Origin of the sequence: Stenotrophomonas sp., assembly GCF_032103445.1 — a bacterium.
In the GTDB taxonomy this organism is placed as follows: Bacteria; Pseudomonadota; Gammaproteobacteria; order Xanthomonadales; family Xanthomonadaceae; genus Stenotrophomonas.
This window is the reverse complement of record NZ_DAMDFR010000029.1, coordinates 1-24,078: the sequence shown is the minus strand read 5'-3', so window position 1 is coordinate 24,078 and position 24,078 is coordinate 1. Positions and strand designations below refer to the sequence as shown.

Sequence of the window (24,078 nt, the reverse complement as noted above, 5' to 3'; positions counted from 1 at the left end):
AAGATCCTTCCAGTCGCAGCAGTCTATGGGGAGTAGCAGCGTATGGATATCGCCGAACTGTTGGCGTTTTCCGTGAAGAACAAGGCGTCGGACCTGCACCTGTCTGCAGGCCTGCCGCCGATGATCCGTGTGGACGGTGACGTCCGCCGCATCAACATTCCGGCCCTGGACCACAAGCAGGTCCATGCGCTGGTGTACGACATCATGTCGGACAAGCAGCGTCGCGATTACGAGGAATTCCTCGAAGTCGACTTCTCGTTCGAAATTCCCAGCCTGGCGCGCTTCCGCGTCAATGCGTTCAACCAGAACCGGGGTGCGGGTGCGGTGTTCCGTACCATTCCCTCGGAAGTGTTGACCCTGGAAGACCTGAACACGCCGCCGATCTTCCGTGAGCTGATCGACCAGCCACAGGGCCTGATCCTGGTGACCGGTCCGACCGGTTCGGGCAAGTCGACCACGCTGGCGGCGATGATCGACCACATCAACAAGAACGAATACGGTCACATCCTCACCGTCGAGGACCCGATCGAATTCGTCCACACCTCGCAGAAGTGCCTGATCAACCAGCGCGAAGTGCACCGTGACACGCACGGCTTCAATGAAGCGCTGCGTTCGGCGCTGCGTGAAGACCCGGACATCATCCTGGTCGGCGAACTTCGCGACCTGGAAACCATCCGACTGGCACTGACTGCGGCGGAAACCGGCCACCTGGTGTTCGGCACCCTGCACACCAGCTCGGCGGCCAAAACCATCGACCGTATCATCGACGTGTTCCCCGCCGGCGAAAAGCCGATGGTGCGTTCGATGCTGTCCGAGTCGCTGCGCGCGGTGATCTCGCAGGCGCTGCTGAAGAAGGTCGGCGGCGGGCGTACGGCGGCGTGGGAAATCATGGTGGGCACCCCGGCCATCCGCAACCTGATCCGTGAGGACAAGGTCGCGCAGATGTACTCGGCGATCCAGACGGGCCAGCAGATGGGCATGATGACGCTCGATCAGCACCTGCAGGACCTGGTCAAGCGCAGCCTGATCACGCGCAACCAGGCCAAGGAATACGCCAAAGACAAGCGCATTTTCGAATAACCGGGGCACACAGCGATGAACACCACTGGCACTACCATCGACTTCACCTCGTTCCTCAAACTGATGGCGCATCAGAAGGCGTCGGATCTGTTCATCACCGCCGGCATGCCGCCGGCGATCAAGGTGAACGGCAAGATCTCGCCGATCACCCAGACGCCGCTCACGCCGCAGCAGAGCCGCGACCTGGTGCTGAACGTGATGACGCCCGCGCAGCGCGAAGAGTTCGAAAAAACCCACGAGTGCAACTTCGCCATCGGCTTGTCCGGCGTGGGGCGCTTCCGCGTCAGCTGCTTCTACCAGCGCAACCAGGTCGGCATGGTGCTGCGTCGCATTGAGACGCGCATTCCCACCGTGGAAGAACTGAGCCTGCCGCCGATCATCAAGACGCTGGCGATGACCAAGCGCGGCATCATCCTGTTCGTGGGTGCCACGGGTACCGGTAAGTCGACCTCGCTGGCGGCGATGATCGGCTACCGCAACCTCAATTCGACCGGGCACATCATCACCATCGAAGATCCGATCGAATTCGTGCACAAGCACGAAGGCTGCATCATCACCCAGCGCGAAGTAGGCATCGACACCGACAGCTGGGAAGCGGCGCTGAAGAACACCCTGCGCCAGGCCCCGGACGTGATCATGATCGGCGAAGTGCGTACCCGCGAGGGCATGGACCACGCCATCGCGTTCGCCGAAACCGGTCACCTGGTGCTGTGCACCCTGCACGCCAACAACGCCAACCAGGCAATGGACCGCATCATCAACTTCTTCCCGGAAGATCGTCGCGGGCAGCTGTTGATGGACCTTTCGCTGAACCTGAAGGGCGTGGTCGCGCAGCAGCTGATTCCGTCGCCGGACGGCAAGTCGCGTCGCGTGGCGATGGAGATCCTGCTCGGCACGCCGCTGGTGCAGGACTACATCCGCGACGGCGAGATCCACAAGCTGAAGGAAGTGATGAAGGAATCGGTCCAGCTGGGCATGAAGACCTTCGACCAGAGCCTGTTCGAGCTGTACCAGGCCGGCGAGATCAGCTACGAAGACGCGCTGCGCTACGCCGACTCGCAGAACGAAGTGCGCCTGCGCATCAAGCTCTCTCAGGGCGGCGACGCCCGCACCCTGTCGCAGGGTCTGGACGGCGTGGAGATTTCCGAAGTCCGTTGAGGCCAACACCGTTGGCCGTTTCCGGGCGCGTGCGGTGCCATACCGCCGCGCCCGTGTTGTATCTGCCACGCCAAGGGGGCCGTGAATGACGCAGGAAGCCGCACTGAAAACCCGCTACGCGGGCATGAACACCGACGCATTGCTGGCGCTGTGGCAGGGCCAGGAACGCATGGACTGGGCCGAAGCCCTGTTGGCCGAGGAACTGCAGGCGCGTGGCGTGGAGCTGCAGCGGCTGCAGGAACTGGCCGCCGCGCGTGATCCGCATGGCGCGTCCAGCGTCAGCGCAGCGGTCGGGGCACCGACCGGGTTGGCGTACTTCTTCCTTATCCGCATGGGCGCGGTCGCCTTGGCCTTCGCCGCGGAGCGCACAGTGGGCTCCCTGTATGGCGAGACCTGGGCCAAGCTGGCGCTGCTTGCGGTCCTGCTGGGCTATGTGGTGCTGGGCAGCTGGCAGGTGTGGCGTCGCACCCGACAGCCGATGGGCGGTGCGTCTGCCTTCGGCACGGCCTACCAGACGATTGAACTGGGTGTGCTGGCGCTGGCGCTGATGGCCGGGCTGGGCTGGGCGTTCAGCCAGATACCGGAGTCGGAGCCCGAGAGGCCTGCCCAGCCCGTGGGGGCACCCTCCTTGATGGACCCCTGAACCTGAATGCTGGGCGCGCCGCTGCCCGGCGCAGGCGGAATTTCATTGCCAGGTGAATCAATTTCACCTGCAACTGTAACGCCGATCGTGTCTAATACGTCTCCCCACGAGCGGTACCCCCACCCATGTCTCTCCAATCCCATGGCCCCGCGCCGTGCGAAGACGCTGACGGCCACCTGGTCACTGCCGGGCCGTTGACCCCGCCGCCCGACAGCGCCGGGACCGTTGCCGACGAAAAAGCACTGCGCCATTCCACGGCGGAGGACGTGCAGGGCATGGTGCTGGCCACGCTGGTGGCCTCGCTGGGGCTGGCGATCTTCGCCAAGGGCGGCCTGATGATTGGCGGGATGGCCGGTCTGGCCTTCCTGCTGCACTACGCGGCCGGTTGGAACTTCGGCCTGGTGTTCGTGCTGGTGAACCTGCCGTTCTATTGGGTGGCGGTGCGGCGCATGGGCTGGGAGTTCACCCTGAAGACCTTTGCCGCGGTCACCGCCTGTGGCGTGTTGACCGACGTGCTGCCGCGCTTTGCCGACTTCTCGCACATGGCTCCGTTGTACTCGGCGCTGGTGGGCGGAGCATTATCCGGTCTCGGCATTCTGTTCTTCATCCGCCACCGTGCCAGCCTGGGTGGCATCGGCATCCTGGCGGTGTACCTGCAGCGCACGCGCGGCTGGAGTGCCGGCAAGGTGCAGATGTCGTTCGACACGCTGCTGATGTGCGCGGCGTTCTTCGTGCTGTCGCCGATGCAGGTGATGTACTCGGCCATCGGCGCGGTGGTGCTCAGCCTGGTGCTGATGTTCAATCATCGCCCCGGCCGGTACATGGGCGTTTGACGGACCGGTAGCGCCGGCCGTTGGCCGGCCCTCAAGGCCTATCCGGCGCTCATCCACGGTGGGGCAATCTTCTCCAACCGCTTGTACACCGGGCACGTCTTCGCATGCGCCCCGGGCAGATAGCCCAGGCTCATCAGAAACTCACCGGTGATCTCGCCGCCGGTGAACCGGAACGTCTTCTTGAACAGCTTCACCCAGTCGGCCTTGCTGCGCGGGTGATGGGCGTCCAGCCACTGCGCGAAGCTGCCATGGCTGGCCCGCAACTGCTGGATCACCTGCGCGTTGTGAATGGCCGCGTGCACTTTCAGCCGGTTGCGGATGATGCCGGCGTCGTTCAACAGCCGCTCGACATCACGTTCCCCATACGCCGCCACGGCGTCCACGTTGAACTGGCTGTACGCCTTCCGGAATCCTTCGCGCTTCTTCAGGATGGTTTCCCAGCTCAGCCCGGCCTGGTTGATCTCCAGGATCAGGCGTTCGAACAGCTCACGCTCGTCGCGCTGCGGAAAGCCGTACTCGTGGTCGTGGTAGTGGCCGTGGACCGGATGGCCCGGGGCAATGCTGCAGTAGCCGCTCATCGTGTTTCCTTTTTGCGCTCAGGTTCATCCACGCTTTGTGGAATGCTGCCGGCCAGGGAAACCTGCGGCCAGCGCGGGCGCTGCAGGTTCAGTTCGCCTGCCATCAGTGCGGCGTTGGCCGCGTCGGCCGCTGCCCGGTTCGCATGCCCGTAGAAGGTGAGCGTACCCGCGTTCTGCCACTTCCCGTCCGCGCGCACATGGAGTTGGCAGAACGGCCCAACCTGCTTCTCCAGGCGGCACAGCAGCATCTCGTCGCTGCCGTCGCCGTCAAGGTCGCGACGCAGCGCCACGCAATGTTCATCCACGTCCCGGCATTGGCTGTCAGCGAGTGAACGATCGAGCACCGCTGCCCACCAGTCCGCGTCCGGAGCCGGGGCACCCTTAGTCAACGCCACATGCCGCTGCAGCGCGGCGAGGTCACGCAGGCCGTCATCCAGCAGGGCTCCGTCGCTCCAGCGCGTCTCGCGTGCCAGGGCATCCTTGATTACGCTGACCGCACGCGCGTCCTTGCCCAGCACCGGGTCCTGCTGCAGCGCGCGCAGCGCATCCACGCCGCGCCGGCCCAGCTCGAAGCGCAGGGTAAGGGCATCGTTGGCATTGATCACAGCGGGGTCGTCCTTCAGCCTCGCCACCTGGCTGGCAATGCTGATCCGCACGCCATCCAGCAGCGGCGAGTTGGCCAGCAGCGCCACGCCCAGCACCACCCAGCACATCCAACGGTTCACCCGTTCAATCGGCTGCAGCCAGCGGCCGCGACGACGCAGCACCGCAAGCGCGTAGCCCATCGCATAGCCACACACGGTCAGTACCACCAGCGCACCCCAGAAGCGTTCCAGCGTCCAGCCGTATTGGGCAATGCGCAGCCCCATCGCATACAGCGCCAACCCGGCATACACCGGCAGTGCCAGCAGGCTGGCATCCACCAGCCGGCGCAGCCACATTGGATACGCCGCGCGCTCGCTGTCGTGCTGATACACCGCATTGGTGAATGCCACCAGCAGCAGCGACACGATCACCAGCAGCCAGGTGGCCGAACGGGTCTTCCACAGCGCCTCCAGCCCGGCAAACGGCAGGCTCAGCACGAACAGCACGGCAATGAACGACAGCAGCGGCAGCAGGCCGCGGCAGATCGCGAACAACACCTGCCGGGTCACCTGGATGGCGCGGTGCTGGGTGCGGCCAATCAGCACGCCGAAGCCGAACAGGCAGCCGGTGGCCAGGGCGATGAAGGCCTCCTCCCGGAACAGGTCGCGGAAGAAGTTGATATCCACCAGCTGGAACAGCTCTGACCACAGCCACAACAGCATCCAGGTCAGGCCGGTAAAGGCGAGCGCCAGCGCCAGGGTCAGACCGTTCTGCCAGGCACGTTCGAACAAGGCATCGTAGGTGGCACGCCAGTGGCCGTGCTGCAGGCGGAACTGCCACCACGGCAGGGTCACGAACACGGCGATGGCCATGCTGATCGAGAACGGCCAGTGCAGCGGGCCATCGTTCAATCCGGTTGCGCCGCCGCCCAGGTTCCAGCCGATCCAGCTGGCCAGCGCCAGCACCACCGCCGAGCCTATCCCCGCGTGCAGCCACAGCCGGCGGTCGCGCAGGTCCACCAGGGTCAGCGCAACGGCGGTGGGAATGGTCAGTACCCAGGTGTACCAGCGGTAGCGGCTGGCGATGTCCTGGAAGGGCCAGCCTTCACCGGCCTGCTGCACCGCGTACAGCGCCAGCCCCTGCAGCAGCGCGATCAGCACGATGGTGCTGCGCGAGGACAGCGGCAGGGCAGGAAGCGAGGTGTCGTTCATAGCGTGGGTCATGGCGCGGTCTCCTCGGGAACGATCACATCCACGCTCACCGGTTTGCCATGCGGCAAGGCCAGGCGCGGCCAGCGTTGATCGTGTATTTCCAGCTGGCCCGCGCGCAGGGCGTCATTGCCCTCGTCGGCCGAATGACCGCGTCCATACTGGCCCAGGAAATTCACCGCCGCCTCGTTGCGCCACTGGCCGTTCTCGCGGACGTGCAGCACGCAGTGCGCGCCGACATAGCCGGTCAGCTCGCACAGCAGCAGATCGTCGTTGCCGTCACCGTCCAGGTCGCGCATCAGCACCACGCATTCCTGTCCCACCCGCAGGCAGTCGGCAGAGCGGAGCTTGCCCTCGACCACGGCAGTCCACCAGTCGGGGGACGGTGTCGGCAGCCCCTTGGCCACGCTCAGCTGGCGCTGCAATGTGGCCACATCACGCAGCGTGTTATCCGCGGGTTTCCCCGGCTGATCGTCACTCCAGCGCGTTTCGCGTGCCAACACCTTGTTGATGGCGTCGACCGCACGGGCATCCCGCGACACCTGCGGGTCCTGCCGGAGCTCGCGAAGTGCCTCGACACCGCGCCGCCCCATCTTGAAACGCAGGGGTATCAGCTCCTTGCTGTCCAGCATGGCCGGGTCGGCCTTGAGCCGTGCCACCTGGCTGGCCACGCTGATCCGGGTGCCGTCCAGCACCGGCGAACTGGCCAGCAATGCGGTGGCCAGTACGGTCCAGCACATCCAGCGGTTGGCGGTTTCGATGCCCTGCAGCCAGCGGCCCCGGCGGCGCAGCACGGCCAGCGCGTAGCCCACCGCATAGCCGCACACCAGCACGACCACCACCGCGCCCCAGAAGCGCTCCAGCGTCCAGCCGTACTGCGCGATGCGCAGGTACATCGCATACAGCGCCAGCCCGGCATAGACGGGCAGCGCCAGCAGGCTGGCATCCACCAGATGCCGCAGCCAGCGCGGGTAGGTCGACTGCCCGTCGTGGTGCTGATAAACCGCGTTGGTGAACACCACCAGCAGCAGCGACACCGAGATCAGCAGGCTGGCCGCCGAGGGCGTGGTCCAGAGCGAGGCCAGGCCGGTGAAGGGCAGGATGAGCAGGAACACGACCGCCATCAGCGACAACAGCGGCAGCAGGCCACGGCAGAGCGCGAACAGCACCAGTCGGATCACCTGGATGGCGCGGTGCTGGGTGCGACCGATCAGCACGCCGAAGCCCATCAGCGTGCCGGTGACCACGGCCATGCCCGCCGGCGCAGTCAGGATCCGCTGGAACAGGTCGATGTTCACTACCGCAAACAGCCCAGCGCCCATCCCCAGCAGCATCCAGGTCAGCCCGGTGAAGAGCCCCGCCAGGGCCAGGGTGAGGGCGTTCTGCCAGGCGAGTTCAAACAGGGCCGGGTAAGGCGCGCGCCAATGACCGTGCTGCAGCCGGTATTGCCAGTAAGGCAGGATGATGAAGGTGGCGGCCGCCATGCAGATGGAGAAAGGCCCCAGCAGCGCACTGGGCTCCATCCCGGTGGCGTCGCCACCGACGCTCCAGCCGATCCAGCTGGCCAGCAGCAGCACCACGATCGAGCCCACCGCCACATGCAGCCACATGCGACGGTCGCGCAGGTTCACCAGGGTCAGTGCCAGCGCAGTGGGTACGGTCAGCACCCACGCAATCCAGCGGCAGCGGTGGGCGATGTCGTTGAACGGGGCGCTTTCGTCCAGTGCGAACGCCGCATACAGGGCCAGCCCCTGCAGCAGCGCGATCAGCACGATGGCGGCACGTGAGGCGAGGGGCAGGGCAGGGGGCGTGGCGTCGTTCACGATCAGCGTCCATGCGGGTGTGGGAGCATCCTAGCCGAGGACTCACGCCCCTGTCTGGAGCCCTGCGGTTAGAATGGAGCCATGTCACAGCTGCCTACGTCCCTTGCCGATCATCTGCTGGTAGCGCTGCCGTCGCTGACCGACCCTACGTTTGCGCGCAGCGTGGCGTTGATCTGCCAGCACGACGAAGCCGGGGCCATGGGCGTGCTGGTCAACCAGCCGTCTGAATACACCCTGGGCGAAGTGCTGGCACAGATGGAAATCAGCACCGACAACGCGGCATTGCGCGACCAGCCGGTGCTCAATGGTGGCCCGGTGCACCCGGAGCGCGGGTTTGTGATCCACGACGACCCGCGCGAGTGGGATGCCTGCCTGGCGGTCGGCGAGGGCCTGTTCCTGACCACCTCGCGCGACATTCTGGAAGCCATGGCCCGTGGCGAGGGCCCGCGCAACGCGCTGGTCACCCTGGGCTGCGCTGGCTGGAGCTCGGGTCAGCTGGAAAGCGAGCTGGCTGAAAACAGCTGGCTGGCGGTGCCCGCCGATGCCGACCTGCTGTTCAGCACGCCGCTGGATGAGCGCTGGCAGGGGGCGGCGGCGCGTCTGGGCGTGGACCTGTTCCACCACACCGGGTACAGCGGCCATGTCTGAGCCGGCCAGCATCCGCCGTGACGGTACGGTGCTGGGCTTTGACGTCGGCTCGCGCCGCATCGGTGTCGCCATCGGCAGTTCATTCGGTACCCACGCCCGCGCCATCGCCGTGGTCGACGTGCATGGCAACGGTCCGGACTGGGGCGCGGTGGAGCGCCTGATCAAAGAATGGCGTCCTGACGGCCTGGTGGTGGGCGACCCGCTCACCCTGGATGGCCAGGACCAGCCCAACCGCAAGCGTGCGCAGGGCTTTGCCCGCCAGCTGCGGGAACGTTTCAAACTGCCGGTGGTGCTGGTCGACGAGCGATCCAGCTCGGTCGAGGCCGCCCGTCGGTTTGCGGTGGAGCGTGCCGAGGGGCGCAAGCGTCGTCGTGACGCGGCGACCCTGGACGCGGTTGCCGCCGCCGTCATCATCGAGCGCTGGTTGTCCGCGCCGGATGACGCCACCCCCGTTTCCTGACCCCTCAGATCCCTGCCATGACCGCCACGCAACTCGATTCCGATGGACGCCTGCGCCACCTGCTGACCCTGGAAGGTCTTCCCCGCGAAACCCTGTTGCAGCTGTTGGACCGTGCCGGTCAGATCCGCGATGCCGCGGTCGGCCGCGTTGGCAACAAGCGCCAGGTGCTGGCCGGTTCGGCGGTGTGCACGCTGTTCTTCGAGCCTTCCACCCGCACCCGCAGCTCGTTCCAGCTGGCTGCACAGCGGCTGGGCGCGGACGTGCTGAACTTCGACGCGTCCACCTCGTCCACCCGCAAGGGCGAAACCGCCTGCGACACCTTGAAGAATCTGGAAGCGATGGGCGTGCGCGGCTTCATCGTCCGTCATCCCGATGACGGTGCCGTGGCCGCGCTGTCGCAGGCGGCGGGCGAGGGCACTGCGCTGATCAACGCCGGCGACGGCCGCAGCTCGCACCCCACCCAGGGCCTGCTCGACATGCTGACCCTGCGCCAGGCCAAGGGCGCGGATTTTTCGAAGATGAAGGTGCTGATTGTCGGCGACGTGAAGCACTCGCGCGTGGCCCGCACCGACCTGCACGCGCTGCGTACGCTGGGCGCGGGTGAGATCCGCGTGTGTGGCCCGCAGTCGCTGCTGCCGGATGATGAAACCTTGAAGGGCTGCATCGTCGGCCAGGACTTCGACGCCATGCTCGAAGGCGTGGACGCGCTGATGATGCTGCGCCTGCAGCGTGAGCGCATGGAAGAGGGCCTGGTGCCGTCGATCGAGCAGTACCACGCAGAATATGGCCTGACCGCAGAGCGCTTGAAGCGCGCCGGCCAGGACGCCGCCGTGCTGCACCCGGGTCCGATCAACCGCGGCGTGGAAGTCACCGACGAAGTCGCCGACGGCCCGCAGTCGTGGGTGCTCCGCCAGGTTGCCAACGGCGTCGCCGTGCGCATGGCGGTGCTGGAGACGCTGTTGGGTTGATGCGGTGGTGCTGATATCCCATGGGGCTGAACCGCACGGGTGGTGCCGGCCGCTGGCCGGCAACCTCATGAACCCTTCCACGTAAACGTGTTTGCCGGCCAGCGGCCGGCACTACCGGTCGTGCGGTCATTTCGTCCACGCGAACGGATACTCCCCAATTCGTTCTGTCAGTCCAGCCTTTCAACAGCTTGTCGCTGCCCACGATCTCAGCGCGCCCTGAGGTCTTGTAGCGCTTCAATCAGCGCCGCCGGCATACTGCCATCCCGTGACCAACCACGATGCGAAGCCACGACCTTGCCGTTCTGGAGCAGATGGAAGGTCGGCAGTGCGGTCAGGTCCATGCCCCGCCACTGCGAATTCTTGAACGCTACGTGCATGGGGGCCTCGGGGAAATCCTGGTTCCATTTCGCGATGTCCTCCAGGTTGAGTGAGCGGTCTACGGGCTGCATCCAGACGACGCGTAGATCCGACAACAACAGCTTTGCCTCTGGATCCTGAAGCAGTTGCCCGGTAGCGCGGCGCGCCATGTGGCAGCCCGCGACTACGACCATATCGACTTTCGAAATATCGAGCCGGTGCGCTTTCAAGCGCCCGTTATCCAGTGTCAACACGACCACGTCAGTCGGCGTCGTCCTCTTTCGCTCGAGCTGGCGAATGCCCCGCTCCAGTTTCATTTCTCTCAGCCAGCTGACGGATCGATTCTCCTCCTTGATTGAGCGCAGCGATTCTGCCGATGCTGCGTCCATGGTGTCCGAGGGAAATCGGGCGGCGATCTTTGCCGCGAGGTCTTCGAGTGGAAAGTGAGGCGTCTGTGATGTGGCGTTGAAGTAGAAGGAGATGATGTCCAGCGCACGAAGCTGATCCTGGTGTGTGGAGAGTGGAGCGCCCTCCTCGGCGTTGGCGATTTCCGCAGCGCAATCGGTCGCGAGTGGCGAGATCAACATCTGGGTGTCTCGTGCCTCTGTTGCCAGGGCCTCTGCTTGTCGGGCCTTTGACCATAGGTCCATGCAGGCAGTTGTGTGATTGTTGAGGTTGTAAGCAGGCGCAGGCGAGATTGCCGCCAGCACTACGGATACTGTTCCGACAATTCGGTAGATCATTCCCTTTCCTTTCGACCAATGCCCCCGCTCTGGAGCGGGGGGCACGAAGGCTTACTCGCCAGCAACGGCGAAGGGTTCACAGCTGGTGGGGCAGACACTGCCCTGGGTCACCCGGCAGTACGTACCCTTGTCGCCCATGTAGCACTGAGAGTTTGGCCGCCCTGGGCGACTCATAGGACGCAGCATGAGGTGCTCCGCGGCGGTTCTGGCGCGCAGGCCTGGGATAGCTTCCAGGGAGGTCTGTACACCGAAAAGGGACAGAATCTGGTGAATCTCAGTAACGCTGAGGGTCTGGAGCGGAATGTAGCTGTACGACCCCAGCCCGCGTGGGGTGAAGACCAGGCTGTCGACGAACATTTGTCGCGCACTTGACGGAAGCCGGTGGAGCGATGAGTCCAGGGTGGTCTGAAGGTAGCGTTGAAGGTCGCCCTGCGAACGGATGATCGCTGCAGCAAGATCTATCGTCTGCTGCTCCTGCTCCATGGCCAGCGTTACTGCTGGGAGCTCGTCGATTGAAGCTGCGATGGCCGTAGTGCTGGTGAACGACATGGCCATCATGAGGATGGTGGCTATGGGTGCTTTCATCGGTGGTCTCCTGGGTGAGTTGACAGTGATCGGTGGCGATCAGTGCAACGTTATTTCCCCTGGAGGTGGGTGCCCATCAGGGCAACATCGATGTAATTGTCAATCAAACCTTGATGACAACGTAGGGAATGCCTTCGATGAGGGAATCGAGGTTGCCGGCCAGCGGCCGGCACTACCGGCTTTGCGCGAACATCCACGCCCACATATCGGCATCGGCATACGTGGCATCCCACGCATTGTGGTTGCCCTGCGGATACTCGGTATACCGCACATCCTTCGCGCCCACTGCATCGAACGCCGCCTTCAAACGACCATCATCATCCGGCTTCACCACATCATCCAGTGCGCCATGGAACATCCAGATCGGCGTTGCCTTCAGCCGCTGCGCCATCACGGCATACGGATCGGCCTCACGCGCGACGGCTTCCACGAACAAAGTAGGGCGCACCGCGCGTGGCACCAGCACCGCGCCGCATACCGGCACGATCGCGGCAAAGCGCTGCGGGTCATCCAGTGCGATGTTCCAGCTGCCATAGCCGCCCATCGACATGCCGGTCAGGTACTGACGCGCCGGATCGGCACCGAATTCGGTGATCACCGCATCCAGGGCGGCAATCGCCGCACGGTTGTTGTCGCCGGACCATTCCTCCTCGGCCGGCACCTGCGGCAGTACCACCAGCGCGGGGAAGGTATCGGCATGGCGGCGCAGATAGGGCCCGATGCCGGCCTCGGTCTGGGCCTGGTTGTTGCTGCCGCGCTCGCCCGAGCCATGCAGGAACAGCACCACCGGCAACTTTCCGGCCTGCGCACGTGTTCCGCGCGGAATGAACACCTGGTAGTGCACGCTGCGCCCGTCCAGCATCACCGTGCGGGCTTCAAACCTCCCGGTGGCATCGCCTCGCGTCGGTGCGCAACCCGCCAGCATCAGCAGCGCCACTGCACACAGCAGCCAGCCCATCGAACGTGCCATGCCCCATCCTCGACTGAAATCGTTTTCAGTCTAGTCCGCCGTGCAGAGCAGAGCATCTTGCAGCGCATCAGTCCGGGCGTGGCGCGGCGGCCAGGATGTCCAGTTGCTCGATGGCCTCAGGGTGTCCTTCGGCGGCGGCGGCCTGCATCTGGGCAAGGGTAGGGTGCACCACCAGCAGGATCGGGTTCTCGCAGATGGGGCAGTCGAACTGAGCCTCGTCTTCGTGCAGTTCCATCGCCATGTCCCGCGGAGTGCCCCGCCATTCGCATGCGGCGCAGGTGTGGACCTGGTCGCGCCAGCCGGGGGTGTAGTAGTTGTCCAGGGTGACGGCCATGCGGGCTCCGGAATCAGTGCAGCAGAATGAGGGTGGCCAGGCCGAGGAAGCTGAAGAAGCCCATCACGTCGGTCACTGCGGTGACCACTACGGTGCCGGCCACCGCTGGATCGACATTCATGCGCTTGAGCAGCAGCGGCAGCAGCACGCCGGCCAGCGCCGCCGCACAGAAATTGATGATCAGCGCGAGCGTGATCACTACGGACAGCAGAATGCTCTGGAACCAGACGAAGGCGATCAGGCCGACCACGGTACCTATCAGGGTGCCGTTGATCAGTGCCACCCGCATCTCCTTCCACAACAGGATGCGTGCGTTGCTCTGGCCGACCTGGCCCAGCGCGATGCCGCGCACCATCAGGGTCAGTACCTGCACGGCGGCATTGCCGCCGACGCCGGCCACGATCGGCATCAGCACCGCGAGTGCCACCACCTTCTGCAGGGTGAGTTCGAACTGGCCGATCACGCTGGCGGCCAGGAACGCGGTGCACAGGTTGATGCCCAGCCAGACCACGCGGCCACGCACCGCGCGCTTGATCGGCGAGAACAGATCTTCTTCCTCGTCCAGACCGGCCGCGCCCAGCGCCTGGTGCTCGGCCTGTGCGCGGATGATGTCCACCACGTCATCGATGGTGATGCGGCCGAGCAGGATGTTGTTGTCGTCCACCACCGGGGCGGACACCCAGTCATGGTCGGAGAACTGCCGGGCCACTTCCTCGGCGCTTTCGCCCACGTCGATGGCCGGCTGCTCGTCGTCGATCAGCCGGTTGATCGGGGTGTTGTCTTCGTGGGTGACCAGCGCGGCCAGCGACAGGCGGCCCAGGTACTGGTGGCGGCGGCTGACCACGAACAGGTGGTCGGTGTGGTCGGGCAGTTCGCCGCGCAGGCGCAGGTAGCGCAGCACCACGTCCACGTTGACGTCGGCGCGCACGGTCACCACATCCGGGTTCATCAGGCGGCCGGCAGTGTCCTCGGGGTAGGACAGCACCTGCTCGAGCCGCTCGCGGTTCTCCCGGTCCATCGACTTGAGCACTTCGTCGATGACCGTGTCCGGCAGGTCCTCGACCAGGTCGGCCAGATCGTCGATGTCCAGGTCTTCGACCGCGGCGATGATTTCGTCCGGGTCCATGTCGGCCAGCAGGCTTTCGCGTACTTCCTCGCCGACGTGGACCAGCACCTCGCCGTCATCTTCCGGATCGACCAGCCCCCACACCACTTCGCGCTTGCCCGGCGGCAGCGATTCCAGCAGGTTGCCGATCTCGGCCGGTGCCAGGGTATTGACCAGCCGGCGCACAGGCCCAAGCCGCCCGCTGTCCAGTGCATCGGACAACAGCCGCAGCTGGCGTGCCGTCTTGTCGTGGCGTACGGCTTCGGCCATGCGCAGCTCCCGCGGAAAAAGAAAAGGCCGCTATCCCGTACAGGATGCGGCAACAGGGGTGGTCACCGCGTCATTATCGCTTGGATTTGTGTCAGGGCGCGACGGGATGTGGTCGGTTCGCGGTATCGACCAACGGTCGATACCTACCGGGATCTACGCGTGCCCGGCACTTTCAATCCAACGCTCGATGCCGCGTCGGTCACGCGCGGCCAGCAGCTTCGGCGCGGCCGCCTGCAGCTGCGCCCAGTCGCTGTCGCGGATCACCCGGCGCACTTCCAGCAACGTGCCAGGGTGCAGGCTGAATTCCTTCAAACCCAGCGCCAGCAGCAGGCGGGTCATGCGCGGGTCGCCGGCAATTTCGCCGCACACCGCCACAGGGGTGTCGTGTTCGCGCCCGGTGCGCAGGATCTGCGCGATCAGCCGCAGTACGGCCGGATGCAGTGGGGAATACAGTTCACCCACCGCCTCGTTGTTGCGGTCGGCGGCCAGCAGGTACTGCACCAGGTCGTTGGTGCCGACCGACAGGAAATCGACCAGGTCGATGAAGCTCTCCAGCGCGATCGCCGCTGCCGGCACTTCGATCATCGCGCCGAACGGAATGTGTTCGGCCACTTCATGGCCTTCGGCCTGCAGCAGCTGGGTCTGCTTCTGCAAGCGCCGGCGTACCGCCAGCACTTCCTCGCGGGTGCTGACCATCGGCAGCAGGATGCGCAGCTTGCCGTAGGCCGACGCACGCAGGATCGCGCGCAGCTGGGTATCGGCGACCTTGGGCCGGGCCAGTGACAGGCGCACGCCACGCAGGCCGAGTGCCGGGTTGTCTTCGTTGCTCAGGGTCAGGCCGGTGCGGTCGGCCTTGTCCGCGCCCAGGTCCAGGGTGCGGATGGTGACCGGGCGGCCGTTCATGCCCAGCGCGGCGTCGCGGTAGGTTTCGAACTGTTCCTGCTCATCCGGCAACTCGTCGCGCTGCAGGAACAGGAACTCGGTGCGGTACAACCCCAGGCCGTGCGCGCCCAGCGCATGCGCTTCGGTCACGTCCTCCAGTGACTCGGCATTGGCCAGCAGGGCGATGTCGACCTTGTCCAGGGTGCGGCTGGGCTTGGCCCGCAGCCGGCCCAGCTCGCGCTGTTCGCGGGCCTGCTCACGCAGGCGTGCGCGGTAGTCGCGCAGGTCGCCGGCCAGCGGGTTGATGGTGATGCCACCGGTGCTGCCGTCGATGATCAGCACGTCGCCGTCGTTGATCTTCTGCAACGCGCCCGGCACGTTGACGATCAACGGCAGGTGCAGGCTGCGCGCCAGGATCGCGCTGTGCGACAACGCACTGCCGCCGACGCTGACAATGCCGACCACGCCGTGTGCCTGCAGCTGGGCCAGCTCTGAAGGGGCGATGTTGTCGCAGACCAGAATCTCCCCGGCCAGGCCTTTCACGTCCGGCGGGCGCTGGTGCAGGAAAGCATGGATGCGCCCGATCACATGATCCAGGTCGTCCATGCGGCTCTTCAGGTAGGCATCGTCCATGCCATCGAAGACCTTGGCCAGGCGGTCGCGCTGCACGCGCAGGGCATAGCCGGCGCTGTACGGACCACTGCGGATCAGTTCGTCCAGCCCGTACAGCAGTTCGGGATCATCCAGCAGCAGGGCGTGCAGATCGAGGATCTCGCCCATTTCCTTGTCCAGCGCTCCTTTCAGGCGCTGGCGCAGCTCGTGCATTTCCACCCGCGCCGCATCCACGGCCTCATGCAGGCGGACCAGCTCGGCATCGACGCGGTCGGCCGCAATGCGTTGCTCGGCCACCTCCAGCACATGTGGCAGGCGCACCCGGGCACGACCGAGGGCATGGCCGCGGGCGGCCCCATGACCGGTCAGCAGCAGCGCGCCGGAAGCGGTCCGCGACGGCTGCCCGGGCATGCTCAGTTGTCCTCGTCGAAGCGCCGCTCGAACAGGGACACCACGGCGTCCATCGCGGCGGCTTCGTCCTCGCCGTCGATGCGCACGGTGACCGGGGTGCCCTGGCCGGCGGCCAGCAGCATCACACCCATGATGCTCTTGGCGTTGATCTCACGGCCACGCGCGATCATGGTCACGTTGCAGCGGAACGGCGCCAGCTCCTGCACCAGCTTGGCAGTAGCGCGGGCATGCAGTCCCAGGCGGTTGGATACAGTGAGTTCACGTTCAAGCATCGTCGACAATCGCTCCATTGCGAGTGCCCGCCGCCGCAGTGGCGGGCAGTTGATCCAGTCCCTGTTCCGGATAATTCATCACTCGCAACAACATCGGCAGGCTCAGCGCTGAGACCCGGCGAGCCGGGGTGCCCAGGCGGGCCAGCTGCGCTGCCAGATTGCTCGGGCTGGCGCCATACAGGTCGGTCAGGATCAGAACACCCTCGCCACTGTCGACCCGGCGCAAAGCGGCCGAGGCGAGCGGGAGCAGGGCGTCCATGTCTGCGTCGAACGGTACTTCAAATGCTTCCGTCTTCAGCGGCAGATGCCGCAGCAGCCGGGTTGCCACTTCCAGCAGGGAAGCGCCAACACCGGGGTGCGTTACAAGGAGAATGCCACAGGTCATTACCGAACGTTAACAGGTCAAGATGAATTGGGACTAGGGGGCAATGCGGGATTGTCTAATCCAGTTCACGATGGAACGTGGCCACTTCCGGCCAACCCTGTTCACGCGCGTGCCGCGCCATGCGTTCAGCGAGGTAAACCGAGCGGTGCTTGCCGCCGGTGCAGCCAAAGGCCACGGTGACGTAACTGCGGGTGTCATTGCCGAGCCGGGGCAGCCAGGTGTCCAGGAAGTCGGTCAGCTGGGCGGTGTAGCGCTGCACGTCGGCCTGGGCGTCCAGGTAGTCGCGGACCGGGGCCTCGCGGCCGGACATCGGGCGCAGCTCCGGGTCCCAATGCGGGTTGGGCAGTACCCGGGCATCGAACACGAAGTCGGCTTCGGCCGGTACGCCGCGCTTGTAGGCGAACGACTCGAACAGCAGCGACAGCTTGTTGCCGTGGTTGAGCGCGAACCCGGTCACCACCTTGCGGCGCAGCTGATGCACGTTCATGCCGGTGGTATCGATCACTGCGTCAGCGGCCCGGCGGAGTGGCGCGGTCAGTTCGCGCTCGCGGGCGATAGCCTCGGGCAGTGACAGGCCCAGCTGGCTCAGCGGATGCCGGCGGCGGGTGTCGGCGTAGCGCTTGAGCAGGGTTTCATCGGTGGCGTCGAAGAACAGCAGCTGCGCGTCCAGGCCGGCGGCCAGGGCGTCTTCACGCCAGTGCGAGAGCTGGCTGAGGTCGGTCTGGCCGCGCACATCGATGCCCACCGCCATGCGCCGGGGTGCTGAACCGTCGTGGCTGCCCATCAGGCTGCGCACGAAATCGGGCAGCAGCAGAATCGGCAGGTTGTCCGAGCAGTAGTAATCGAGGTCCTCGAAGGTCTTCAGGGCGACCGACTTGCCGGAGCCGGACAGCCCGCTGACGATGATCAGGGTGGCAGCAGGGGCGGGGGCGGCGGTGCTCATGGCGTGCGGCGTTCCAGCAGGTTGCTGTGCCGGGCGATGAACATCGCCGCGGGATCAATACCCTTGGTACGCAGAATGTGCAGCCGGGTGGCCGCTTCGGTCAGCACCGACAGGTTGCGGCCGGGCATCACCGGCAGGGTGATCAGCGGCACGTCCAGGTCCAGCACGTGACGGGTGCCGGAATCGCCGGTCAGGCGCTCGTAGCCGTGGGGGGTGGGTTCGGTCATGGGCTTGGTCAGGTGCACGATGAGCCGAAGGTACTTGTTCTTCTTTACCGCCGTGTCACCGAACATCTCGCGCACGTTCAGCACGCCCAGCCCGCGGACCTCCAGCAGGTCCTGCAGCAGCTCCGGGCAGGTGCCGTCCAGCACATCCGGGGCGATCTGGGTGAATTCCGGGGCATCGTCGGCCACCAGACGATGGCCGCGGCTGAGCAGCTCCAGCGCCAGTTCGCTCTTGCCCGAGCCGGCTTCGCCGGTGATCAGCACGCCAATGGAGTAGATCTCCATGAATACGCCATGCAGGATCACCCGCGGGGCCAGGGTGCGGGCCAGGTGGTAGGACAGGTGGTTGAGCAGTTCGTGGCCGCGCTTGGGCGAGATCCACAGCGGGGTGTGCGATTCGTCGGCGGCCGCGCGCAGGTCTTCCGGGCAGGGCTGGTTGCGGGTGATCACCAGCGCCAGCGGGTGCGACTGCATGATCCGCTCGATGGTCTCCCAGCGCTGGCGCGAATCCAGCGAATCCAGCCAGGACAGCTCCTCGGTGCCCAGTATCTGCACCTTGTTCGGGTAGATGGCGTTCAGGTAACCGGCCAGCGACGGACGTCGCGACACGGTGTTGCCGGCTTCCAGCTCCCGGCGCTCGCCGGCCTGGCCGGCTACCCAGCGCAGGGCAAGACGGTCGCGCTGTTGTTCAAACAGCTCACGTGCGGTGATGCTGGTATTCATGCGGCGCTCGCCGGAGGGGATAACTCGAGTACCTGACGCAGGGCCTGGCGGACCGAGGGCTCGGAGAACAGCTCGGCCAGTTCGGACAGCAGCATCAGGTGTTGATGGGTGTAGTGGGCCGGCACGGCCATGGCGAACACCAGGTCGACGGGTTCGTCACCGCCGAAATCCACCGGTGTTTCCAGCCGCAGCAGGGCCCCACGGGGGCGTTCCAGCAGCGGCGCGCGGCCATGCGGAATGGCGATGCCATGGCCGATGGCGGTACTGCCCAGCTGTTCGCGCTGGCACAGGTTCTGGTAGATCAGTTCGGCATTGGCTTCGCGGCAGGCCAGCAGGCGGGCCGCGGCCTGCAGCACGCTGTCGCGATCGGCGGCCGGCAGCACCTGGGTGCGCACGGCCGCCAGTAGGTCAGTCAGGGGCATGTTGGGGAGAACATGGGGGCGTCAGCCGCCATTGTCGCTCACCGGCAAGGGCGCGTGCTGCTGTTTCTTTTCCTTGTGCTTGATCACCAGGCGGTCGAGCTTGTCGGCGAGTACGTCGATCGCTGCATACATGGTCTGGCCGTTGGCTTCGGCATGCAGGGTCTGGCCGGGGATGTTGACGCTGGCATCGACGTGATGGTCGGGCTTCTGCAGCTTCAGCGTGACCCGTGCGTCGCAATGCTCATGGACGAAGTGCTTACTGATTCTCGCCAGCTTTTCCTCGACATAGGATTGCAGGGCGGGGGTGACTTCGACATCTTTGCCAAACGTTTCGATGCGCATCGGGTGTCTCCTTTTTATTCGGATTTGCCAATGAACCTTCCCGCCGGGCGCGTGGAGCGTCAGGCGATACGTACTCTTTCGTGCGAGGCGGAAATGTTCATGGCCTCACGATACTTCGCCACGGTGCGCCGCGCCACCGGTATTCCCGAGGTTTTGAGCAGGTCAGCCAGCTTGGCGTCAGAAAGCGGCTTGCGCGGGTTCTCGTCGTCGATCAGGCGGCGGATCATGGCCTGGATGGCCGTGCTGGACGCCTCCCCGCCGCTGTCGGTATCGATCCCGGATGCGAAGAAGCTGCGCAGCGGCAGGGTGCCGCGCGGGGTCCGCACGTACTTGCGGGCGATGGCCCGGGAGATGGTGGATTCGTGCAGGCCCAGCTCGCCGGCGACCTCGCGCAGGGTCAGCGGGCGCAGGGCCTGCTCGCCGAACTCCAGGAAGGCCGACTGCTGCTGCAGCAGGCAGCGCATCACCCGCAGCAGGGTCTCGCCGCGGGCCTCCAGGCCCTTCAGCAGCCAGCGGGCCTCCTGCAGGTGCGCGCGCAGGTAGCCGGCGTCGCTTTCACCGCATCGGCGGATCATCTGTTCATAGCCCCGGTGGATCACCACCCGCGGGCCGGCGTGACCGGCCAGAGCCGCGCGCCACACGCCGCCCTGCCGCCAGACCACGCAGTCCGGCACCACGTAGCTGTCGTGGGCCAGTTCGCCGATCTGGGTGCCGGGGCGCGGGTCCAGCGAGCGCAGCAGCTGCACGGCGGTGTCTACCTCGGCAGTGGGCACCTTCAATTCATGGGCCAGGCCGTCCACGCCGCTGCGCGGCAGGCGCTCCAGCGGGCCGTCGGCAATGCGCCGGGCCAGGGCCAGGCCGGGGGTCTGCGGGTCCAGCACGTCCAGCTGCAGCTGCAGGCATTCGCCCAGGCTGCGCGCGCCGACCCCGATCGGGTCGAAGCGCTGGATCTGGTGCAGCACGGTCAGAATCTCGGCCTCATCGGCGTGAATGGATGGCAGCAGGGTTTCGGCAATGGCCGACAGCGGCTCACGCAGGTAGCCGTCTTCTTCCAGTGCGTCGATCAGCGCCGCACCGATGCTGCGATCACGTGCGGACAGGTGCGACAGGTGCAGCTGCCACAGCAGGTGGTCGGCCAGGGTTTCGGTTTCGGCCACGCGCTCGGCGGCGCTGCCGTTGTCGTCGTCATCGAACGAGCCGCTGCCGCCACTGCTGCTCCAGTCGGTTTCGCCCGGGGCCCAGTCATCTTCGCTGGCGGCGCTGCGCTCGCCCGGTTCGTCCGGGCCGTCGCTGCTCTCATTCGGTCTTTCGTCGGCTCCGGGCGCGGCATCGAGTCCGGGCTGGTCATTCTCAGCCCATTCCAGCAGCGGGTTGGTCTCCACCGCCTCGGCGATTTCCAGCTCCAGCTCGGTGGTGGACATCTGCAGCAGCTTGATGGCCTGACGCAGCTGCGGCGTCATGACCAGTTGCTGTCCCAGCGATGTCTGCAGCCGTGCCTTCATGCCTGTGCCCAACGGGGGGAGGGTGCCGCAGCGGCCGGCCGGTCAGAGCTTGAAGGTGTCTCCAAGGTAGACGCGACGGACGTCGGCGTTGTCCAGGATTGCGTCCGGTGCACCCTGCGCCAGTACGCTGCCTTCGTTGAGGATATACGCGCGGTCGCAGATTCCCAAGGTTTCACGGACATTGTGGTCGGTGATCAGCACGCCGATGCCGCGCTGCTTGAGGTGGGTGACGATGCGCTGGATCTCGCCGACCGAGATCGGGTCGACGCCGGCAAAGGGTTCGTCGAGCAGGATCAGGCGCGGCTGCGCGGCCAGCGCGCGGGCGATTTCACAGCGGCGGCGCTCACCGCCGGACAGGCTGGCCCCGAGCTGTTCGGACACATGGCCGATCTGCAGCTCGTCCAACAGCGAATTCAGCTCTTTCTCGCGGCCGGCAGCGTCCAGGTCGTCACGCAGCTCCAGCACCAGGCGGATGTTGTCGGCTACGGTCAGCTTGCGGAACACCGACGGTTCCTGCGGCAGGTAGCCCACGCCCTGCTTGGCGCGGGTATACATGGGGTCGGCGGTGATGTCCTTGCCGTCCAGCACGATGCTGCCGGCATCGGCTTCCACCAGACCGACGATCATGTAGAAACAGGTGGTCTTGCCCGCGCCGTTGGGGCCGAGCAGGCCGACCACTTCGCCGGCATCGAGGGTCAGCCCGAATTCCTTGACGACTTCGCGCTGCTTGTATTTTTTGCGCAGACCTTTGGCGACCAGCATTACTTCTTGCTCCCGGCAGTGGGCACGGTGGTCTTGGTGGGGGCCGGTTTGGCCGCCGGTGCAGGGGTTTTGTTCTTGGGCGGAATCACCGTGCGCACGCGACCACCGTCGCCGCCGCTGTTCATTTCGCCGGTACGGGTGTTGTAGGTCATCTTCTGGCCGCTGTTGATGCCCTGCGAGCTCTTCACCTCGTAGTTCCCGGTCAGCACGATGATTTCGCCCTTGATGTCGTAGTCGATGTTGTCAGCACGGGCATTCATCATGCTGCCGTCGTCCATCTGCTGTTCCATCGTGGCCTGCTTGCCGGAGAACACCGCGCGTACCGCTTCGCCGTCCTTCATGTGGATGTCGGCCTTGGCGGCGTTGATCTTCAGCGTGCCTTGGGTGATGACGACCTTGTCGGACAGCGTAATGACGCCATCACCGAGGAACGAGCCGGACTGCTTGCCGGACTCGATGTTCATTTCCTTGTTGCGGTCATCGGTGCGGGCCTGGGCGGAGAAGCCAGGGGCCAACAGGCTCAGGGCAAATGCAGCGGCGTAGAGGAGCTTCATGACGGGGGGCTTTCCTGCCTGATTCGTGGAAGCGGCCGAAGCCGTCCGTGGATTGTCGGGGCGCATCACTGACGGGGCGTGTAACGGCTCTTGACCTGACTCAGGAAGTGGTAGGTCTTGTCGCTGGAATTCAGTTCAAACCCGACACCAGACTGGGTCATGCCCGGCCGGGTGAGGGTGACCAACGCGTCGGTGCTGGCTTTGTTTTCGTTGGGGAACACGTCCAGATGGTCGGTCCGGAAGGTGGTCGGCGGCACGCTGGGCACCTTGGGGCTGTCGCCGCTGACGCTGCCGGTCAGCTTCAACTGGTCGCCCTTGGCGCTGACCCAGCCCTTGTCGCTGCGCAGTTCCCAGTGGTTGCCCTCGCTGTCAGGCAGCAGGAACAGCGGTGTGGCGATGGCCATGGTTTCATCGGCGCGGCTGCGTTCCAGCAGCGGCGCGCGCAGGGTGGTGGATTCCTTGCCCTGTTCGTCCAGCGCGATGATCTGGAAGTCGTGCAGCACGTAGTCCTTGCTGGCGTCGTCGCCGGCTTCCGGCGCGGGCTTGTTGCGGTCGCGCAGCAACGACCAGCCGCTCAGCACGGCGGCCGCCAGCAGCAGGCCTCCAATCGTGGTTCGCCAGTTCATGCGCCGAACCTCGCCAGTACCGCGTCCACATGGCCCTGTGCCGCCAGCAGCACGTCGCACAGCTCACGCGCTGCGCCGCGGCCGCCGTCGGCGCGGGTCTGCCAGTGCACGCGTTCGGCGATCCACGGGTGGGCGTTGGCCGGGGCCACCGCCAGGCCGACCGCGCACAGCGGAGCCAGGTCGGGCAGGTCATCGCCCATGAAGGCGACCTGGTCCAGGCCGATGCCGTGCTGTTCGCACAGCAGGCGCACGCTGGCCAGTTTGTCGCCCACGGCGATCTGGGTGTCGATGCCGAGGTCAGCCCCGCGCTTGAGCGCGGACAGGCTGTTGCGCGCGGTGATGAGCACGGGGTGGATACCGTGCTGCTGCAGCAGTTTCAGGCCCAGTCCGTCCTGCACGTAGTACGCCTTGCTCTCGTTGCCTTCCCGGTCGTAGTAGAGCCGACCGTCGGTGAGCGTACCGTCCACGTCAAAGCAGGCCAGCCGGATGCGGCCGGCAGCGGCGTGCAGGTGGGACGGGAAACCGGGCAGCGGGGAATAGGGCATCAGGGCAACAGGTCAGCTGAATGGAGGACGGTCACTGTGGTTTAAACCACCCGCGCCCGCAACAGGTCATGAATGTTGAGCGCACCGACCGCCTTGCCTTCCGCGTCGACCACGATCAGGCCGTTGATCTGGTGGGTTTCCATCAGCCGGGCCGCTTCCACGGCCAGCTGATCGGCCCCGATGGTACGGGGTTTGCGGGTCATGACATCGACAATGCGCGCGCTGCGCACGTCCAGGTCGCTGTCCAGGGCGCGGCGCAGGTCGCCGTCGGTGAACAGGCCGACCAGACGCTGGTTGGCGTCGACCACGGCGGTCATGCCCAGTCGCTTGCGGCTCATTTCCACCAGCGCCTGGCTCAGGCTGGCGTCCTCGCCCACGCAGGGCAGCTCGTCGCCGCTGTGCATGACATCGGTGATGTGCAGCAGCAGGCGGCGGCCCAGGCTGCCGGCCGGGTGGGAGCGGGCGAAGTCGTCGGCGGTGAAGCCGCGCGCGTCCAGCAGGGCCACGGCCAGGGCGTCGCCCATG

Annotated in this window: 28 protein-coding genes; 7 read left to right on the top strand and 21 right to left on the bottom strand. The window is 65.8% G+C overall.

The features are described from left to right. Positions 1-42 precede the first annotated feature (42 nt). From RT551_RS11980 to RT551_RS11965, 4 genes are all read left to right on the top strand, one after another. Positions 43-1,080 (top strand): type IV pilus twitching motility protein PilT, encoded by a 1,038-nt coding sequence (locus RT551_RS11980; RefSeq protein ID WP_311190403.1) that lies wholly within the window; start codon positions 43-45, stop codon positions 1,078-1,080. A gap of 15 nt (positions 1,081-1,095) precedes the next feature. Next, positions 1,096-2,238, top strand: a complete 1,143-nt coding sequence (locus RT551_RS11975; protein ID WP_313458899.1) for a PilT/PilU family type 4a pilus ATPase — start codon at positions 1,096-1,098, stop codon at positions 2,236-2,238. 85 nt (positions 2,239-2,323) lie between these two features. Beyond that, on the top strand, positions 2,324-2,881 hold the full coding sequence (locus tag RT551_RS11970; protein WP_313458897.1) for a hypothetical protein: 558 nt from the start codon (positions 2,324-2,326) through the stop codon (positions 2,879-2,881). Positions 2,882-3,006: 125 nt separating this feature from the next. Further along, complete coding sequence (locus RT551_RS11965; RefSeq protein ID WP_311190406.1) at positions 3,007-3,714, top strand: YitT family protein; 708 nt, start codon at positions 3,007-3,009, stop codon at positions 3,712-3,714. 38 nt (positions 3,715-3,752) lie between these two features. Here the strand turns inward: RT551_RS11965 and RT551_RS11960 are convergent, their stop codons facing one another. The 3 genes from RT551_RS11960 to RT551_RS11950 are packed head-to-tail and all read right to left on the bottom strand — an operon-like array spanning position 3,753 to position 7,908. Next, entirely contained in the window at positions 3,753-4,292 is a 540-nt protein-coding gene (locus tag RT551_RS11960; RefSeq protein ID WP_313458895.1) for a DNA-3-methyladenine glycosylase I, read from the bottom strand. Beyond that, positions 4,289-6,088 (bottom strand): DUF4153 domain-containing protein, encoded by a 1,800-nt coding sequence (locus RT551_RS11955; protein WP_313458964.1) that lies wholly within the window; start codon positions 6,086-6,088, stop codon positions 4,289-4,291. The genes RT551_RS11960 and RT551_RS11955 overlap by 4 nt, the downstream gene beginning before the upstream one ends. A gap of 8 nt (positions 6,089-6,096) precedes the next feature. Beyond that, positions 6,097-7,908 (bottom strand): DUF4153 domain-containing protein, encoded by a 1,812-nt coding sequence (locus RT551_RS11950; protein WP_313458893.1) that lies wholly within the window; start codon positions 7,906-7,908, stop codon positions 6,097-6,099. An 81-nt stretch (positions 7,909-7,989) separates the two neighbouring features. Between RT551_RS11950 and RT551_RS11945 the strand changes: the two genes are divergently transcribed. Genes RT551_RS11945 through RT551_RS11935 form a run of 3 tightly spaced genes read left to right on the top strand, consistent with a single transcriptional unit; the run spans position 7,990 to position 9,984 of the window. Continuing rightward, positions 7,990-8,556, top strand: a complete 567-nt coding sequence (locus RT551_RS11945; protein WP_313458891.1) for a YqgE/AlgH family protein — start codon at positions 7,990-7,992, stop codon at positions 8,554-8,556. Continuing rightward, on the top strand, positions 8,549-9,016 hold the full coding sequence (gene ruvX, locus RT551_RS11940; RefSeq protein ID WP_282298440.1) for a Holliday junction resolvase RuvX: 468 nt from the start codon (positions 8,549-8,551) through the stop codon (positions 9,014-9,016). The genes RT551_RS11945 and ruvX overlap by 8 nt, the downstream gene beginning before the upstream one ends. Positions 9,017-9,033: 17 nt before the next feature. Next, entirely contained in the window at positions 9,034-9,984 is a 951-nt protein-coding gene (locus tag RT551_RS11935) for an aspartate carbamoyltransferase catalytic subunit (protein WP_313458888.1), read from the top strand. A 206-nt stretch (positions 9,985-10,190) separates the two neighbouring features. Here the strand turns inward: RT551_RS11935 and RT551_RS11930 are convergent, their stop codons facing one another. The 18 genes from RT551_RS11930 to RT551_RS11845 form a co-directional block, all read right to left on the bottom strand. After that, positions 10,191-11,084, bottom strand: a complete 894-nt coding sequence (locus RT551_RS11930; protein ID WP_313458887.1) for a hypothetical protein — start codon at positions 11,082-11,084, stop codon at positions 10,191-10,193. A gap of 51 nt (positions 11,085-11,135) precedes the next feature. After that, a complete protein-coding gene (locus RT551_RS11925) occupies positions 11,136-11,669 on the bottom strand; it encodes a hypothetical protein (RefSeq protein WP_313458886.1) in 534 nt (177 codons plus the stop codon). A 172-nt stretch (positions 11,670-11,841) separates the two neighbouring features. Beyond that, the gene (locus tag RT551_RS11920; protein WP_313458883.1) at positions 11,842-12,639 is read right to left on the bottom strand and encodes a prolyl oligopeptidase family serine peptidase; all 798 of its coding nucleotides are present in this window, start codon (positions 12,637-12,639) and stop codon (positions 11,842-11,844) included. Between the two features lie 67 nt (positions 12,640-12,706). Continuing rightward, positions 12,707-12,973 (bottom strand): hypothetical protein, encoded by a 267-nt coding sequence (locus RT551_RS11915; protein ID WP_313458881.1) that lies wholly within the window; start codon positions 12,971-12,973, stop codon positions 12,707-12,709. A gap of 13 nt (positions 12,974-12,986) precedes the next feature. Beyond that, complete coding sequence (gene mgtE, locus RT551_RS11910) at positions 12,987-14,348, bottom strand: magnesium transporter (RefSeq protein ID WP_282298577.1); 1,362 nt, start codon at positions 14,346-14,348, stop codon at positions 12,987-12,989. Positions 14,349-14,501: 153 nt separating this feature from the next. Then, complete coding sequence (gene ptsP, locus RT551_RS11905; RefSeq protein ID WP_313458877.1) at positions 14,502-16,253, bottom strand: phosphoenolpyruvate--protein phosphotransferase; 1,752 nt, start codon at positions 16,251-16,253, stop codon at positions 14,502-14,504. A 2-nt stretch (positions 16,254-16,255) separates the two neighbouring features. Next, positions 16,256-16,525, bottom strand: coding sequence for an HPr family phosphocarrier protein (locus tag RT551_RS11900; protein ID WP_125361644.1), 270 nt, complete (start codon positions 16,523-16,525; stop codon positions 16,256-16,258). Next, positions 16,518-16,910, bottom strand: a complete 393-nt coding sequence (locus RT551_RS11895; RefSeq protein ID WP_125361643.1) for a PTS fructose IIA subunit family protein — start codon at positions 16,908-16,910, stop codon at positions 16,518-16,520. Before RT551_RS11895 ends, RT551_RS11900 begins: the two co-directional genes overlap by 8 nt. Positions 16,911-16,965: 55 nt before the next feature. After that, a complete protein-coding gene (gene rapZ / locus RT551_RS11890) occupies positions 16,966-17,853 on the bottom strand; it encodes an RNase adapter RapZ (protein ID WP_313458873.1) in 888 nt (295 codons plus the stop codon). Next, entirely contained in the window at positions 17,850-18,800 is a 951-nt protein-coding gene (gene hprK / locus RT551_RS11885) for an HPr(Ser) kinase/phosphatase (protein WP_125361642.1), read from the bottom strand. The genes rapZ and hprK overlap by 4 nt, the downstream gene beginning before the upstream one ends. Then, positions 18,797-19,222 (bottom strand): PTS sugar transporter subunit IIA, encoded by a 426-nt coding sequence (locus RT551_RS11880; protein WP_313458870.1) that lies wholly within the window; start codon positions 19,220-19,222, stop codon positions 18,797-18,799. The genes hprK and RT551_RS11880 overlap by 4 nt, the downstream gene beginning before the upstream one ends. A 21-nt stretch (positions 19,223-19,243) precedes the next feature. After that, positions 19,244-19,564, bottom strand: a complete 321-nt coding sequence (gene raiA, locus RT551_RS11875) for a ribosome-associated translation inhibitor RaiA (RefSeq protein WP_313458868.1) — start codon at positions 19,562-19,564, stop codon at positions 19,244-19,246. Between the two features lie 59 nt (positions 19,565-19,623). Continuing rightward, on the bottom strand, positions 19,624-21,066 hold the full coding sequence (locus RT551_RS11870; protein WP_313458865.1) for an RNA polymerase factor sigma-54: 1,443 nt from the start codon (positions 21,064-21,066) through the stop codon (positions 19,624-19,626). Positions 21,067-21,108: 42 nt separating this feature from the next. After that, complete coding sequence (gene lptB, locus RT551_RS11865) at positions 21,109-21,828, bottom strand: LPS export ABC transporter ATP-binding protein (RefSeq protein ID WP_313458864.1); 720 nt, start codon at positions 21,826-21,828, stop codon at positions 21,109-21,111. Continuing rightward, positions 21,828-22,382, bottom strand: coding sequence for a lipopolysaccharide transport periplasmic protein LptA (lptA, locus tag RT551_RS11860; protein WP_313458863.1), 555 nt, complete (start codon positions 22,380-22,382; stop codon positions 21,828-21,830). The genes lptB and lptA overlap by 1 nt, the downstream gene beginning before the upstream one ends. A gap of 65 nt (positions 22,383-22,447) precedes the next feature. Further along, positions 22,448-23,008 carry an LPS export ABC transporter periplasmic protein LptC gene (gene lptC / locus RT551_RS11855; protein WP_313458862.1) on the bottom strand — a complete coding sequence of 187 codons (561 nt, stop codon included), beginning with the start codon at positions 23,006-23,008 and terminating at the stop codon, positions 22,448-22,450. Then, entirely contained in the window at positions 23,005-23,553 is a 549-nt protein-coding gene (locus RT551_RS11850) for an HAD hydrolase family protein (protein WP_311190423.1), read from the bottom strand. The genes lptC and RT551_RS11850 overlap by 4 nt, the downstream gene beginning before the upstream one ends. A gap of 41 nt (positions 23,554-23,594) precedes the next feature. Continuing rightward, positions 23,595-24,078 (bottom strand): CBS domain-containing protein (locus RT551_RS11845; RefSeq protein WP_313458859.1); only part of this gene is annotated, 484 nt, incomplete at its 5' end.